We start from the raw sequence: 14,722 nt of genomic DNA on the forward strand, positions 1-14,722 counted from the left end.
CCAGAAGGAGCGCCGCATGCGCTGGATTCTATTGTTATGCCTGGGCCTGAGCCTGCCCGCCCTGGCGGACCTCGACTACGCCCTCAAGCCCCGGCTGATCGCCGACGACACCTGGCTGCTCGAAGGCAGCACCGACAATTTTGCCAAGGCCAACGGCGGCAATATCGTCAACACCGCCTTCATCGTCACCGAGGCCGGTGTGGTGGTGATCGATACCGGACCGTCGCGGCGCTACGGCGAAGCCATGCGCGAGGCCATCGCCCGTGTCACCCCCAAGCCGGTGATCCAGGTACTGATTACCCATCATCACCCCGACCATGCGCTGGGCAACCAGGCCTTCAAGGACGTGCCCATCGGCGCCCTGGCCGAGACCACGCGCCTGCTGCACGAGCAGGGCGACGGCATGGCGGAAAACCTCTACCGCATGGTCGGCGACTGGATGCGCGGCACCGAGGTGGTGTTGCCCACCCAGGTGCTGGAGCCCGGTGTGCTGAGCGTGGGCCGCCATGACCTGCGCCTGCTCGCGCTCAGCGGCCACACCGGCGCCGACCTGGCGATCTTCGACCAGGGCACCGGCGTGTTGTTCGCCGGCGACCTGGTGTTTTACCAGCGCGCCCTCACCACCCCCAACAGCCCGGGGCTGGCGGTGTGGCTGGCGGACCTCGGCACCCTGCAAGCCTTGCCCTGGACCCTGATCGTGCCCGGCCATGGCCCGGTGGCCAGCGACGCGCAACCCTTTACGCAGATGCGCGACTACCTGACCTGGCTCGATCAACTGCTGCGTGACGGGGCCGCCCAGGGCAGCGACATGGCCGAGATGATCCGCAGCCCCATCCCCGCACGCTTCGCCGCGATCAGCCTGAGCCGCTATGAATTGATCCGCAGCGTCAGCCACCTGTACCCGCGGTACGAGCGCGAACAGATGCAACGCGTGGATTCGCCGCGCTGACCCGCTACTAAGGAACTAGCAAACTCGATACTGCGGTCAATTGTGACAACGGCCCCTGCGCCCAAGAATCTGCACCAGACCGGGAAAATTTCCCGGGTATAACAAAAAACCGCAGAGGTAGCCGTCATGACCCAACCCGCACGTCGCCAACCCTTCGCCTTGAGTGTGTTGCTCGGTGCCATCCTGTTATCCGGCCAGGCCATGGCCTCGGTCAGCGATGAGGACATCCTCCAGGACCCGAAAAACCCCGGGCAGATCGTCACCAACGGCCTGGGCGTGCAGGGCCAGCGCTACAGCCCCCTCGACACCCTGAACGTCGACAACGTCAAGGACCTGCGCCCGGTCTGGGCGTTTTCCTTTGGCGGCGAGAAGCAGCGTGGGCAACAGGCGCAGCCGATGATCAAGGACGGGGTGATGTACCTCACCGGTTCCTACTCGCGGGTGTTCGCGGTGGATGCGCGCACCGGCAAGAAGCTCTGGCAGTACGATGCGCGTCTGCCCGATGACATCCGCCCGTGCTGTGACGTGATCAACCGTGGCGTGGCGCTGTACGGCGACCTGGTGTTCTTCGGCACCCTCGACGCCAAGCTGGTGGCGCTGAACAAAGACACCGGCAAAGTGGTGTGGAGCAAGCAGGTCGCCGACCACAAGGAAGGCTACTCGATCAGCGCCGCGCCCCTGGTGGTCAACGGCAAGCTGATCACCGGCGTGGCCGGTGGCGAATTCGGCGTGGTCGGCAAGATCCAGGCCTATGACCCGAAAAACGGCGAGCTGCTGTGGAGCCGCCCGACGGTCGAAGGCCATATGGGTTATGTCTACAAGGACGGCAAAGCCGTGGAAAACGGCATCTCCGGCGGCGAGGCGGGCAAGACCTGGCCGGGCGACCTGTGGAAAACCGGCGGCGCCGCACCGTGGCTGGGCGGCTACTACGACCCGGAAACCAACCTGCTGCTGTTCGGCACCGGCAACCCGGCGCCGTGGAACTCGCACCTGCGCCCCGGCGACAACCTCTACTCGTCCTCGCGCCTGGCGCTGAACCCGGACGACGGCACCATCAAGTGGCACTTCCAGAGCACGCCCCACGACGGCTGGGACTATGACGGCGTCAACGAGCTGATCGCCTTCAACTACACCGAAGGCGGCAAGGAAATCAAAGCGGCGGCCACCGCCGACCGCAACGGCTTCTTCTACGTGCTCGACCGCACCAACGGCAAGTTCATCCGCGGCTTCCCGTTTGTCGACAAGATCACCTGGGCCAGCGGCCTGGATAAGGACGGTCGACCGATCTACAACGAAGCCAGCCGCCCAGGCGCGCCGGGCAGCGAAACCAAGGGCACCTCGGTGTTTGTCGCGCCGGCGTTCCTCGGTGCGAAGAACTGGATGCCGATGGCCTATAACCGCGACACCGGGCTGTTCTATGTGCCGTCCAACGAGTGGGGCATGGACATCTGGAACGAAGGCATCGCCTACAAGAAGGGCGCGGCGTTCCTTGGCGCCGGCTTCACCATCAAGCCGCTGAACGAAGACTACATCGGCGTACTGCGCGCCATCGACCCGAAGACCGGCAAGGAAGTCTGGCGCCACAAGAACTTTGCGCCGCTGTGGGGCGGGGTGCTGACCACCAAGGGCAACCTGGTGTTCACCGGCACGCCGGAAGGCTTCCTGCAGGCGTTCAACGCCAAGACCGGCGAGAAGGTCTGGGAATTCCAGACCGGCTCCGGCGTGCTCGGCTCGCCTGTGACCTGGGAAATGGATGGCGAACAGTACGTCTCGGTGCTCTCCGGCTGGGGCGGCGCCGTGCCGTTGTGGGGCGGTGAAGTGGCCAAGCGCATCAAGGACTTCAACCAGGGCGGCATGCTCTGGACCTTCAAGCTGCCCAAAGAGCTGGTCGCCAGGCACTGAAACTACGACCAAATGACAAGTGCCCCCCTGCCAACGGCGCATTCGCCCGCCAGCGGGGGCTCTTTACTATCGGGTCATCGCCTGTTGACCGACAGGCCCGGACCCAGACAGAGGCTTTAACATGATCTACGCACAACCTGGCACCCCTGGCGCCATCGTCAGCTTCAAGCAGCGCTACGGCAATTACATCGGCGGCGAGTTCGTCGCCCCGCTCAGTGGTGAGTACTTCACCAACACCTCGCCGGTGACCGGTGAAGCGATCGCCGAATTCCCGCGCTCCAACGCTGCCGATATCGACAAGGCCCTTGACGCTGCCCATGCCGCCGCCGACGCCTGGGGCAAGACTTCGCCCCAGGATCGCTCCCTGGTGCTGCTGAAAATCGCCGACCGTATCGAGCAGCACCTCGAAGTGCTGGCCGTGACCGAAAGCTGGGACAACGGCAAGGCCGTGCGCGAAACCCTCAACGCCGACGTGCCCCTGGCCGCTGACCACTTCCGTTACTTCGCCGGCTGCATTCGCGCCCAGGAAGGCGGCGCCGCCGAGATCAACGAACACACCGCGGCCTATCACTTCCATGAGCCATTGGGCGTGGTCGGGCAGATCATTCCGTGGAACTTCCCGTTGCTGATGGCCGCCTGGAAACTCGCCCCGGCCCTGGCCGCCGGCAACTGCATCGTGCTCAAGCCGGCCGAACAGACGCCGCTGTCGATCATGGTGTTTGCCGAGTTGATCAATGACCTGCTGCCACCGGGCGTGCTGAATATCGTCCAGGGCTTTGGCCGCGAAGCCGGGGAGGCGCTGGCCACCAGCAAGCGCATTGCCAAGATCGCGTTCACCGGCTCGACCCCAATCGGTGCGCACATCATGCATGCGGCCGCCGAGAACCTCATTCCCTCCACCGTGGAACTGGGCGGCAAGTCGCCGAACATCTTCTTCGAAGACATCATGCAGGCTGAGCCGCAGTTCATCGAAAAAGCCGCCGAAGGCCTGGTGCTGGCGTTCTTCAACCAGGGCGAAGTGTGCACCTGCCCGTCGCGGGCGCTGGTGCAGGAGTCGATCTACGACGACTTCATGAAAGTGGTGATGAAGAAGATCGTCAAGATCAAGCGCGGCAACCCGCTGGACACCGAGACCATGGTCGGCGCCCAGGCGTCCGAGCAGCAATACGACAAGATCCTCTCCTACCTCAAGATCGCCCAGGAAGAGGGCGCCGAGCTGCTCACCGGCGGCGCGGCCGAGCGCCTGGAGGGCGACCTGTCCAGCGGTTACTACATCCAGCCGACCTTGCTCAAGGGCCACAACAAGATGCGCGTGTTTCAGGAAGAAATCTTCGGCCCGGTGGTGGGTATCACCACCTTCAAGGACGAAGCCGAAGCCCTGGCGATTGCCAACGACAGCGAATTCGGCCTCGGCGCCGGGCTGTGGACCCGCGACATCAACCGCGCCTACCGCATGGGCCGGGCGATCAAGGCCGGTCGCGTGTGGACCAACTGTTATCACCTGTACCCGGCGCATGCGGCGTTTGGCGGCTACAAGAAGTCGGGCGTGGGGCGTGAGAACCACAAGATGATGCTCGATCACTACCAGCAGACCAAGAATTTGCTGGTGAGCTACGACATCAATCCATTGGGTTTCTTCTAACCCTCTGATTGCAATGCGGTCCCCTGTGGGAGGGGGCTTGCTCCCGATGGCGGTGTGTCAGCCAGCATTTATGCCTCTGACCCACCGCCATCGGGAGCAAGCCCCCTCCCACATTTTGCTCCCTGTACATTCGCGACTAATGCAGTGCGGCATTTACTTCGAAAGTAGCATTCGCACCCCCATCCCCCCCATGCATTAATGCCTTTACCGGAATCTTCCGGCACAACAAGAGGACTCTCCCCATGTGGACCAAACCCGCCTTCACCGACCTGCGTATCGGCTTCGAAGTGACCATGTACTTCGCCAGCCGCTGATCCATCTCCGGCCAGCCTCGCGCTGGCCGGTGCCCTATGGGGAATGACCCTTTGGTCTGATTGCAAACGCCTGGGAATGGGTTAGTGTGGAGCGCATCTCCCAAAAATAATAACAACAGGCTTTCCAATGAGCCCCAATCTGAGCCTCCTGCGTAAATTCGTCTCGCCTGAAATCATCTTCGGTGCCGGCTGTCGGCACAACGTCGGTAACTACGCCAAGACCTTTGGTGCGCGCAAGGTCCTGGTGGTCAGCGACCCCGGTGTGATCGCCGCCGGATGGGTCGCCGATGTGGAAGCCAGCCTGCAGGCCATCGGCATCGACTACTGCCTGTACAGCGCCGTGTCGCCCAATCCGCGCGTCGAGGAAGTGATGCTCGGTGCCGAGGTGTACCGGGAAAACCATTGCGACGTGATCGTGGCCATCGGCGGCGGCAGCCCCATGGACTGCGGCAAGGCCATCGGCATTGTGGTCGCCCATGGGCGCTGCATCCTCGAGTTCGAAGGCGTGGACACCATCCGCGTGCCGAGCCCGCCGCTGATCCTGATCCCCACCACCGCCGGCACCTCGGCGGATGTCTCGCAGTTCGTGATCATTTCCAACCAGCAGGAACGCATGAAGTTCTCCATCGTCAGCAAGGCGGTGGTGCCGGATGTGTCGCTGATCGACCCGGAAACCACGGCGAGCATGGACCCGTTCCTGTCCGCCTGTACCGGCATCGACGCGCTGGTGCATGCGATCGAGGCATTCGTGTCCACCGGCCACGGCCCGCTGACCGACCCCCATGCGCTGGAGGCCATGCGCCTGATCAACGGCAACCTGGTGCAGATGATCGCCAACCCCGGCGATATTGCCCTGCGCGAGAAGATCATGCTCGGCAGCATGCAGGCAGGGTTGGCGTTCTCCAATGCGATCCTTGGCGCGGTGCATGCCATGTCCCACAGCCTCGGCGGGTTTCTCGACCTGCCCCATGGCTTGTGCAACGCGGTCCTGGTGGAACACGTGGTGGCGTTCAACTACAACTCGGCGCCGGAGCGCTTCAAGGTGATTGCCGAGACCTTTGGCATTGACTGCCGGGGGCTCAACCATCGGCAGATTCGCGGGCGGCTGGTGGAGCATCTGATTGCGCTGAAGCACGCCATCGGCTTCCATGAAACCCTCGGCCTGCATGGCGTGCGCGTGGCGGACATTCCGTTCCTGTCCCAGCATGCGATGCACGACCCGTGCATCCTCACCAACCCGCGCGAGTCCAGCCAGCGTGATGTCGAGGTGGTGTATGGCGAAGCGCTCTGACGACCAGCAACAGGCCCTCGCCGGTCTGTTGGGCCTGGGCAATCACTCGGCGCGCAAGAGCCACTACCCGGAACTCACCGCGCGTCTCGACGAACTGGAGGCCGAGCGCAACCGCTATATCCGTCTCAACGATGAATTGGAGCAGCGCGTGGCGGCGCGCACCGATGAACTGCTGGAAGCCAACCGCAACCTGCAACAGCAGATCGCCCAGCGCGAGCAGGTCGAGCAGGAGCTGCGTGACGCCCGCGATGCCGCCGAGGCCGCCAACCGCAGCAAGGACAAATACCTCGCCGCCGCCAGCCATGACCTGTTGCAGCCACTCAACGCCGCGCGACTGCTGATCTCCACCTTGCGCGAGCGCAACCTGCCCAGCGTCGAACAGGTGCTGGTGGAACGTACGCACCAGGCCCTGGAAGGCGCCGAGGATTTGCTCACCGACCTGCTGGATATTTCGCGGCTCGACCAGGCGGCGGTCAAGCCCGATGTGGCGCTGTATCGCCTGGATGAGCTGTTTGCGCCGCTGGTCTCGGAGTTCCAGTCGGTGGCGCTGGCGGCCGGGCTGAACCTGCGCGCGCGTACCGGACATTACGCGATTCGCACCGACCTGCGCCTGGTGACGCGGATCCTGCGCAACTTCCTCAGCAACGCCTGTCGCTACACCGACGAGGGCTGCATCCTGCTCGGCGCGCGCCGACGTGGCGATCGCCTGCGCCTGGAAGTGTGGGACACCGGGCGCGGCATCGCGGCCGACCGCCTCGACGCGATCTTCCTTGAATTCAACCAGCTCGACGTCGGCCGTGCCTCGGACCGCAAAGGCGTAGGGCTGGGCCTGGCGATTGTCGAGCGCATCGCCGAGATCCTCGGCTACCCGGTGGCAGTCCGTTCGTGGCCGGGGCGCGGCTCGATGTTCAGTATCGAGGTGCCTATCAGCGAAGAGATGCCCCTGGCGATCAGCCAGCTGCCGGTGCTACCGACCACGGGCAACCCGCTGCCGGGAAGGCGCCTGCTGGTGATCGACAACGAGGTGAGCATCCTCGACAGCATGCGTGCGCTGCTGGCGCAGTGGGGCTGCGAGGTAATTACCGCCACCGACCAGGCCGGGGCGTTGCTGGCGTTGCAGGGCAGGGCGCCGGAGCTGATCCTGGCCGACTACCACCTCGACCATGGCGTGGTGGGCTGCGCGGTGGTCAAGCACCTGCGCGAGCATTTCGCGCAGAACATCCCCGCCGTGATCATCACCGCCGACCGCACCGACCAGTGCCGCCGCGCGCTGCGCCGGCTGGACGCGCCGTTGCTGAACAAACCGCTCAAGCCCGGCAAGTTGCGGGCGGTGTTGAGCCAGTTATTGACCTCGGGTTGATACCCGTCAACACCTGTTGCGGCGCTTTGCCCCATGCTGCCTCCCTGATTCAGAGCCCGACGGAGCCCGCCATGAACGCCCCCGCAACAACCGCAGCCTCTTTCAAGTTGCCCCTGGGCCTGGTGATCGGCGTACTGGTGATGGTCGGCGTGCTGCTGTTGCCGCTGCCCGCCGACCTGCCGGTGGCCGGGCAGCGCATGCTGGCGATCCTCGCGTTTGCGGTGGTGGTGTGGATCACCGAGGCGGTGTCCTATGAAGCCAGCGCGATCATGATCACCTCGCTCATGGCGTTTTTGCTCGGCACCGCGCCGTCGCTGCAAGACCCCACGCACCTGATCGGTTCCAGCCCTGCCATCAGCATGGCGCTCACCGGCTTTTCCAACCCGGCACTGGCCCTGGTGGCGGGCGCGTTGTTCATTGCGGCGGCCATGACCCACACCGGCCTGGACCGGCGCATCGCCCTGGTGACCCTGACCCGCGTCGGCACCAGCACGCGGGGCATTCTGCTGGGGGCAATTGCGGTGACCATCCTGCTCAGCCTCGTGGTGCCCAGCGCCACGGCGCGCAGTGCCTGTGTGGTGCCGATCATGATGGGCGTGGTCGCCGCGTTCGGCGTGGACAAGCGCTCCAACATCGCCGCCGGCCTGATGATCGTGGTAGCCCAGGGCACCAGCATCTGGAACGTCGGCATCCAGACCGCCGCCGCGCAAAACCTGCTGACCGTGGGCTTTATGGACAAGATGCTCGGCCAGCGTGTGTCGTGGATCGACTGGCTGATCGCCGGCGCGCCGTGGGCGCTGATCATGTCGGCGCTGTTGCTGTTCCTGGTGATCAAGCTGCTGCCGCCGGAAACCGACAGCATCCCCGGTGGCAAGGAGGCCGTGGCCCAGTCCCTGGTGGACATCGGCCCGATGACCGGCCCGCAGAAACGTTTGCTGACGGTGTCGGTGCTGCTGCTGTTGGCATGGGCCACGGAAGGGCGCCTGCACCCGTTCGACACCACCTCGACCACCTACGCCGGGTTGGTGTTCCTGCTGCTGCCGGGCATCGGGGTGATGACTTGGAAAGATGTGCAATCGCGCATTCCGTGGGGCACGGTGATCGTGTTTGGCGTGGGCATCAGCCTCGGTACCGCATTGCTGACCACCCAGGCCGGGCAATGGCTGGGGTCCCAGGTGGTGACGCACACCGGCCTGGATCAGGTCGGGCCGTTGGGGGTGTTTGCGATCCTTGGGGCGTTTCTGATTGTGATCCACCTGGGCTTTGCCAGCGCCACGGCGTTGACCTCGGCGTTGTTGCCGATATTGATTGCGGTGCTGCAGACCTTGCCGGGGGAGTTCAACCGCTTGGGCATGACCATGCTGTTGGGGTTTGTGATGAGCTACGGGTTTATCCTGCCGATCAATGCGCCGCAGAACATGGTGTGTTTGGGGACCGGGACGTTTACGGCGCGGCAGTTTGCCAAGGTGGGGATCCTGGTGACGTTGATCGGGTATGGGTTGATGTTGGTGTTTGCGGCGACTTATTGGAGCTGGCTCGGTTGGATCTGATTTGAAATGCGTTTCTGGATGCCCATGAGATCCACTGTGGATGTGGTGAGCGGGCTTGTCCCGCGCTGGGCTGCTCGGCAGCCCCAAAACCAGCCACTGCGCAATATCGGGTACACCCCATTCGTCCTTCATTGGGGGCGCTTCGCACCCTCACGGGGGACAAGTCTGCATCGCCATCAGCTTGAGCGTTGGGTGGGCTTAGTCATAGGACCTTGATCACCACCTTGCCCTTGGCTCTGCCCCGTTCGACGTAGCTCAAGGCCTCAGCCGTTGCCTCGAGAGGGAAGGTTCGGTCGATCACCGGTGTGATGGCGCCGGACTCGACGAGCGCGGTGATTTTCTGCAATTGCGCACCGCTCGCACGCATGAACACGAACCCGTAGTCGATGCCCTGCCTGCGGGCTTTTCTGCGTATGCCGCTGCTTAACAGGCGCATGATCCAGCCCAGTCCCCAGGACAGCTTTTGCTCGCGTGCGAACTCGGCGGTCGGTGGTCCCGAGATGGAGATGAGCTGCCCACCCGGCTTGAGAATGCGTAGGGATTTTTCCAGTTCGGCGGGGCCGAGGCTGTTCAAGACGACGTCGTAGTCACGCAACACGTTTTCGACGTTTTGCTGCGTGTAGTCGATGACCACGTCCGCTCCCAACGCCTTGACCCACTCCACGTTGGCGGTGCTGGTCGTGGTGGCAACGAAAGCCCCCAGGTGTTTTGCCAGCTGGATGGCAATGCTGCCGACACCACCGGAGCCCGCCTGGATAAAGACTTTTTGCCCCTTCTTCACGCGGGCTGTTTCAACCAGCACCTGCCAGGCGGTCAGTGCCACCAGGGGCAGGGCGGCGGCTTGTTCCATGCTGGTGTTTTTGGGTTTCAGTGCGAGGGCACTTTCCTCAATCGCGATCAGTTCGGCAAAGCCACCGATGCGCGCGTCGGGCGGGCGCGCGTAGACCTCGTCACCGGGTTTGAAGGTGCGCACGCCTGACCCTACGCGAACGACGACGCCGGCCAGGTCGTTGCCCATGATCAGCGGGAATGTGTAGGGCAGGATCAGTTTGAATTCACCCTTGCTGATCTTCGAATCCAGCTGGTTGACGCTGCTGGCATGTACCTTGACCAGTACGTCGTGGATGCCCGGTTCCGGGTCCGGTACCTCGGCAAGGCGTCCTTGATGCTTGCCGTAACGGTCGATCAGGAAGGCTTTCATCGTTCGGTTCCCATGGCTATAGGTGACAATCACGCCTTGGCTTGATAGCGCTCGGCGACGACCGACTGGCGAATCTCTGACAGCAAACCCTGGCGGGCGGCTTGCAGGGCATCCCAGCGGGCGGCGTCTTGCAAGGGCGGAATGGTCACCGGCTCGCGACGATCAAAACCGACCAGCGCAGCATCGACCAGCTCGTCCACGCTCATGATTTCGCTCAGGGTATTGATGTCGATGCCTGCGCGATCCCAGATTTCCGTGCGGGTGGCGGCTGGAAGAACGGCTTGCACGTAGACGCCCTTGGGCGAGAGTTCGAGGCTCAGCCCCTGGGATAGAAACAGCACGAACGCCTTGGTTGCGCCGTAGACGCTCATGCCGAATTCCGGTGCCAGCCCCACCACCGAGCCAATGTTGATGATCGCGCCGTTACCGGCGTGTACCAGGCGTGGCGCGATGGCGCTGGCGAGTCGCACCAGGGCGGTGGTGTTGAGCGCGACCAGGTTGGTAACGCTGTCGATGGATTGCTCGATGAAGCTGCCGGAGAGGGCGGCGCCCGCATTGTTCACCAGGATGCCGATACTGGCGTCGTCACGCAGGCGTGCTTCGACGCGGACCAGGTCACCGGTTTGAGTCAGGTCGGCCTGGATCACGTCAATGGACACCGCGTGTTTCTCACGCAGCTGCGAGGCCAGTGCGTCCAGCCGGCCTTTATCGCGGGCTACCAGCACGAGATTGTGCCCACGTTGGGCAAAACGCTCGGCGTAGGTCGCGCCAATGCCTGTTGAGGCGCCGGTAATCAGTACGGTTTCTGGGGTGCTCATAAGTAGATGCTCTTGATTGTTCAGGATGATCAGAGACGGCGACCCGCGCCGCACAGCCGCAGAGACATGGGCTGGTGGTTTTATGATGTCGATCATAATCAAAGCTGTCAACAGTTTTGATTGTGATCGACATCAGAGTATAGTCAGGCCATTGTTCAGGAGTCCCAGGGGCGCGAAATGAAGATCACCAAGACACAATCACTCGCCAACCGAGCTCATATTGTGGAGACGGCGTCAGAGCTGTTTCGTGAGCGTGGCTATGACGGTGTGGGTGTGGCAGAACTCATGGCTACTGCGGGTTTTACCCAGGGAGGCTTCTACAAACACTTCGGCTCCAAGGCCGACTTGATGGCCGAAGCAGCGGAAAATAGCCTGGCAAAGTCCCTGTCGAATAGCTCCGATCTGGACATTCCGGGCTTTGTGAACCTGTACGTGTCCAGGGATCACAGAGACGGCAGGGGAGAGGGGTGCACCATGGCAGCCCTGTGTGGTGACGCGGCCCGTCAGTCAGATGATCTGAAGGCAACCTTTGCCAGTGGCGTTGAAAACACGCTGGCAGCACTCGAGGACAAGTACATGGCGGGTGTGGATGTGCCCAGGCAAGAGGTCCGCGCGAAAATGATCGACCTGCTGGCCCATGCAATCGGTGCGGTCATGCTGTCGCGGGCGTGTCCGGATGACTCGGCCCTGGCGGATGAAATATTGGAAACGTGCCGCGCTGAGATAATGGCATCCCTGCCATCGAGTAAAGAAAGCAGCGCATGAGTGGCAAGATGGGCGCTGACCGACGCGCCCAAGATGGCAAGATGAACCCCGCTCAGGTTTACTACTCTGAGTAGTGGTTTTACCGACGTCACCCGTCGGCTCATCTAGGTCATCGAATGGACAAATACACCCCCCGCCCCTGGGAACCCCACGAGCGCCCGAGCCTGCCGGGCTCGCCGTCGACGCCGTTGCATCCGACGCACAAGCGCTGGCTGTTCGCGATGGTCGGCGTGCTGGTGGCAATCACCGGTGGCCTGGGCAACGCGCTGGTCATCGCCAACCTGCAATACCTGCAAGGCGCCCTCGGTGCGACCACCGCGGAAATGGCCTGGCTGCCCGCCGCCTATGTGATGACCAACGTGTGCATGAACCTGCTGCTGGTGAAGTTCCGCCAGCAATTCGGCCTGCGCGCGTTTACCGAGGTGTTCCTGGTGCTCTACGCGCTGGTGACCTTCGGCCACTTGTTCGTCAACGACCTCAACTCGGCCATCGCCGTACGGGCCGCCCACGGCATGGTCGGCGCGGCGCTGAGTTCGTTGGGCTTGTACTACATGATCCAGGCGTTCCCGGCCAAGTGGCGGTTGAAATCCCTGGTGCTGGGGCTGGGTACGGCGCAGTTGGCGTTGCCCCTGGCGCGACTGTTCTCCGAGGACTTGCTGCAGATCGCCGAATGGCGCGGGCTTTACCTGTTCGAACTGGGCCTGGCGCTGATCTGCCTGGGTTGTGTATTCCTGCTCAAACTGCCCCCCGGCGACCGCTTCAAGACCTTTGAAAAACTCGACTTCGTCACCTTCGCCATTCTCGCCAGCGGTGTCGCGCTGCTGTGTGCGGTGCTGTCCCTGGGGCGTATCGACTGGTGGCTGGAAGCGCCGTGGATCGGCGTGGCCTCGGCCTGTTCCCTGCTGCTGATCATGGCCGGCCTGGCCATCGAGCATAACCGCGCCAACCCGATGCTGATGACCCGCTGGCTGGGCAGCGGCACCATGATCCGCCTGGCGTTGGCGGTGATCCTGATTCGCATGGTGCTGTCGGAGCAGTCCACCGGTGCGGTGGGGTTCATGCAGATGCTGAACATGAGCTACCAGCAGATGCATACGCTGTACGTGGTGATGCTGGCCGGCGCGATCAGCGGGCTGGTGGTCAGTGCGCTGACGATCAACCCGGCGCACCTGCTGATGCCGCTGGTGATTTCCCTGGCGCTGATGGCCACCGGCTCGGTGATGGACAGTTTCTCCAGCAACCTCACGCGTCCGCAGAACCTGTACATCAGCCAGTTCCTGCTAGGCTTCGGTGGCACCTTCTTCCTGGGGCCGACCATGGTGCTGGGGACCAAAAACGTGCTGGCCAACCCGCGTAACCTGGTGAGCTTTTCGGTGATGTTCGGGATCTGCCAGAACCTCGGCGGCCTGATCGGCGCGGCTTTGCTCGGGACCTTCCAGATCGTGCGCGAGAAGTATCATTCCAGCATGATTGTCGAGCATCTGACCTTGCTTGACCCGCGTGTGGCCGCGCGGGTGCAGAGCGGCGGCTCGGCCTATGGCGGCATCGTCGCCGACCCGGAATTGCGTAACCTCATGGGCATCCGCAGCCTGGCCACCGCGGCGACCCGCGAGGCCAATGTCATGGCCTACAACGATGTGTTCATGCTGATCGCGATTATCGCGATCCTGACCATGATCTGGATCTTTATCCGCAGTCTGTGGCTGATGAGCACCACTAAAACAGCCACTCCCGTTCAACCCAGCGGCGCTACTTCATGACCGAACCGACCACCACGACCACCAACGCCATCGCCGCCACCCCGGAAGGCACCACGCCGCCCGGCGCCACGGTCACCGAGCCGCGCTCATTGCGCGTGCGCATTCTCTCGTCCCTGGGCTTTGCCGCGATTGCCATCGTCGGCGTGCTGATCGTGCTGTATGCCTGGCAATTGCCGCCGTTCAGCAGCGCGGTGGAAACCACCGAGAACGCCCTGGTGCGCGGCCAGGTGACCATCATCGGCCCGCAGCTCAGCGGCTATGTGTTCGAGGTGCCGGTGCAGGACTTCCAGTACGTCAAGGCCGGCGACCTGCTGGTGCGCCTGGATGACCGCATCTACAAGCAACGCCTCGACCAGGCCCTGGCGCAACTGGCGGTGCAGAAGGCCGCGCTGGCCAATGTGGTGCAGCAACGCAACAGTGCCGAAGCGACGATCAAGCTGCGCCAGGCCGCACTGGTGGACAGCCAGGCCCAGGCGCGCAAAAGCACTGCCGACCTGCGCCGCAACGAAGAGCTGATCAGCGACGGTTCGGTGTCCCGGCGCGAGCTGGACGTGACCCGCGCCGCCAATGCCCAGACCATCGCGGCGGTGGCCCAGGCCCAGGCCAGCCTGGAAATTGCGCGGCAGGATTTGCAGACGGTGATCGTCAATCGCGGCTCCCTGGAAGCGGCGGTGGCCAGTGCCGAGGCGGCGGTGGAGCTGGCGCGGATCGACCTGTCCAACACCCGCATTACGGCGCCCCGTGACGGGCAGTTGGGGCAGATTGGCGTGCGCCTGGGGGCCTACGTCAACTCCGGCGCGCAGTTGATGGCGCTGGTGCCGAAGCAGCTGTGGGTGATCGCCAACATGAAGGAAACCCAGATGGACAATGTGCAGGTCGGCCAGCCGGTGACCTTCACCGTGGATGCGCTCAACCACCGCAGGTTTCACGGCACGGTGCAGCATATCTCCCCAGCCACGGGCTCGGAGTTCAGCCTGTTGCAGGCGGACAACGCGACGGGCAACTTTGTGAAGATTGCCCAGCGCGTGCCGGTCAGGATTACGGTGGACCCGGATCAGGCTGAGAGCGAACGGTTGCGGCCGGGGTTGTCGGTTGTGGTGAGTATCGACACGGCTGGGCGGCTGAAAAACTCTCCACCCTGACATCACTCTCGGATTACGGGCACACCGA

General features: G+C 63.4%; 12 protein-coding genes. 10 read left to right on the forward strand and 2 right to left on the reverse strand.

The window, feature by feature from the left end; translation table 11 throughout:
* Window positions 1–16: 16 nt before the first annotated feature.
* From C8K58_RS20340 to C8K58_RS20370, 7 genes are all read left to right on the forward strand, one after another.
* Window positions 17–949 (forward strand): quinoprotein relay system zinc metallohydrolase 1, encoded by a 933-nt coding sequence (locus C8K58_RS20340; RefSeq protein ID WP_108574204.1) that lies wholly within the window; start codon window positions 17–19, stop codon window positions 947–949.
* A 126-nt stretch (window positions 950–1,075) separates the two neighbouring features.
* Window positions 1,076–2,851, forward strand: coding sequence for a PQQ-dependent methanol/ethanol family dehydrogenase (locus tag C8K58_RS20345; RefSeq protein ID WP_027606209.1), 1,776 nt, complete (start codon window positions 1,076–1,078; stop codon window positions 2,849–2,851).
* Between the two features lie 121 nt (window positions 2,852–2,972).
* Window positions 2,973–4,493: an aldehyde dehydrogenase family protein gene (locus tag C8K58_RS20350; protein WP_027606210.1), complete on the forward strand. Its 1,521-nt coding sequence runs from the start codon at window positions 2,973–2,975 to the stop codon at window positions 4,491–4,493.
* A gap of 242 nt (window positions 4,494–4,735) precedes the next feature.
* Entirely contained in the window at window positions 4,736–4,807 is a 72-nt protein-coding gene (gene pqqA, locus C8K58_RS20355) for a pyrroloquinoline quinone precursor peptide PqqA (RefSeq protein WP_010209364.1), read from the forward strand.
* Window positions 4,808–4,934: 127 nt separating this feature from the next.
* Window positions 4,935–6,098, forward strand: coding sequence for an alcohol dehydrogenase-like regulatory protein ErcA (gene ercA, locus C8K58_RS20360; RefSeq protein WP_027606211.1), 1,164 nt, complete (start codon window positions 4,935–4,937; stop codon window positions 6,096–6,098).
* A complete protein-coding gene (locus tag C8K58_RS20365; protein ID WP_027606212.1) occupies window positions 6,082–7,458 on the forward strand; it encodes a hybrid sensor histidine kinase/response regulator in 1,377 nt (458 codons plus the stop codon). Before ercA ends, C8K58_RS20365 begins: the two co-directional genes overlap by 17 nt.
* 71 nt (window positions 7,459–7,529) lie before the next feature.
* Complete coding sequence (locus C8K58_RS20370) at window positions 7,530–9,008, forward strand: DASS family sodium-coupled anion symporter (protein WP_108574205.1); 1,479 nt, start codon at window positions 7,530–7,532, stop codon at window positions 9,006–9,008.
* Between the two features lie 202 nt (window positions 9,009–9,210).
* On the opposite strand, the gene C8K58_RS20375 is transcribed toward C8K58_RS20370, so the two are convergent.
* Both C8K58_RS20375 and C8K58_RS20380 read right to left on the reverse strand, forming a co-directional pair.
* The gene (locus tag C8K58_RS20375) at window positions 9,211–10,209 is read right to left on the reverse strand and encodes an NADP-dependent oxidoreductase (protein WP_108574206.1); all 999 of its coding nucleotides are present in this window, start codon (window positions 10,207–10,209) and stop codon (window positions 9,211–9,213) included.
* A 29-nt stretch (window positions 10,210–10,238) separates the two neighbouring features.
* A complete protein-coding gene (locus C8K58_RS20380) occupies window positions 10,239–11,027 on the reverse strand; it encodes an SDR family oxidoreductase (RefSeq protein ID WP_092354632.1) in 789 nt (262 codons plus the stop codon).
* Window positions 11,028–11,204: 177 nt separating this feature from the next.
* On the opposite strand from C8K58_RS20380, the gene C8K58_RS20385 reads away from it, so the two are divergent.
* The 3 genes from C8K58_RS20385 (at window position 11,205) to C8K58_RS20395 (ending at window position 14,694) form a co-directional block, all read left to right on the forward strand.
* Window positions 11,205–11,792, forward strand: coding sequence for a TetR/AcrR family transcriptional regulator (locus C8K58_RS20385; protein ID WP_027606216.1), 588 nt, complete (start codon window positions 11,205–11,207; stop codon window positions 11,790–11,792).
* Window positions 11,793–11,908: 116 nt separating this feature from the next.
* Window positions 11,909–13,552: an MFS transporter gene (locus C8K58_RS20390; RefSeq protein ID WP_108574207.1), complete on the forward strand. Its 1,644-nt coding sequence runs from the start codon at window positions 11,909–11,911 to the stop codon at window positions 13,550–13,552.
* On the forward strand, window positions 13,549–14,694 hold the full coding sequence (locus tag C8K58_RS20395; RefSeq protein ID WP_027606218.1) for an HlyD family secretion protein: 1,146 nt from the start codon (window positions 13,549–13,551) through the stop codon (window positions 14,692–14,694). The genes C8K58_RS20390 and C8K58_RS20395 overlap by 4 nt, the downstream gene beginning before the upstream one ends.
* The last annotated feature ends 28 nt before the right edge of the window (window positions 14,695–14,722 follow it).

The sequence above is a fragment of the Pseudomonas sp. GV047 genome, assembly GCF_003058245.1.
Lineage (GTDB): Bacteria > Pseudomonadota > Gammaproteobacteria > Pseudomonadales > Pseudomonadaceae > Aquipseudomonas > Aquipseudomonas marginalis.

What these genes read in the sequence shown, in the direction of transcription:
- C8K58_RS20340 (WP_108574204.1), top strand. Translation starts at nt 17, where the DNA reads ATGCGCTGGATTCTATTGTTATGCCTGGGCCTGAGCCTGCCCGCCCTG.
- C8K58_RS20345 (WP_027606209.1), top strand. Translation starts at nt 1,076, where the DNA reads ATGACCCAACCCGCACGTCGCCAACCCTTCGCCTTGAGTGTGTTGCTC.
- C8K58_RS20350 (WP_027606210.1), top strand. Translation starts at nt 2,973, where the DNA reads ATGATCTACGCACAACCTGGCACCCCTGGCGCCATCGTCAGCTTCAAG.
- ercA (WP_027606211.1), top strand. Translation starts at nt 4,935, where the DNA reads ATGAGCCCCAATCTGAGCCTCCTGCGTAAATTCGTCTCGCCTGAAATC.
- C8K58_RS20365 (WP_027606212.1), top strand. Translation starts at nt 6,082, where the DNA reads ATGGCGAAGCGCTCTGACGACCAGCAACAGGCCCTCGCCGGTCTGTTG.
- C8K58_RS20370 (WP_108574205.1), top strand. Translation starts at nt 7,530, where the DNA reads ATGAACGCCCCCGCAACAACCGCAGCCTCTTTCAAGTTGCCCCTGGGC.
- C8K58_RS20375 (WP_108574206.1), bottom strand. Translation starts at nt 10,209, where the DNA reads ATGAAAGCCTTCCTGATCGACCGTTACGGCAAGCATCAAGGACGCCTT.
- C8K58_RS20380 (WP_092354632.1), bottom strand. Translation starts at nt 11,027, where the DNA reads ATGAGCACCCCAGAAACCGTACTGATTACCGGCGCCTCAACAGGCATT.
- C8K58_RS20385 (WP_027606216.1), top strand. Translation starts at nt 11,205, where the DNA reads ATGAAGATCACCAAGACACAATCACTCGCCAACCGAGCTCATATTGTG.
- C8K58_RS20390 (WP_108574207.1), top strand. Translation starts at nt 11,909, where the DNA reads ATGGACAAATACACCCCCCGCCCCTGGGAACCCCACGAGCGCCCGAGC.
- C8K58_RS20395 (WP_027606218.1), top strand. Translation starts at nt 13,549, where the DNA reads ATGACCGAACCGACCACCACGACCACCAACGCCATCGCCGCCACCCCG.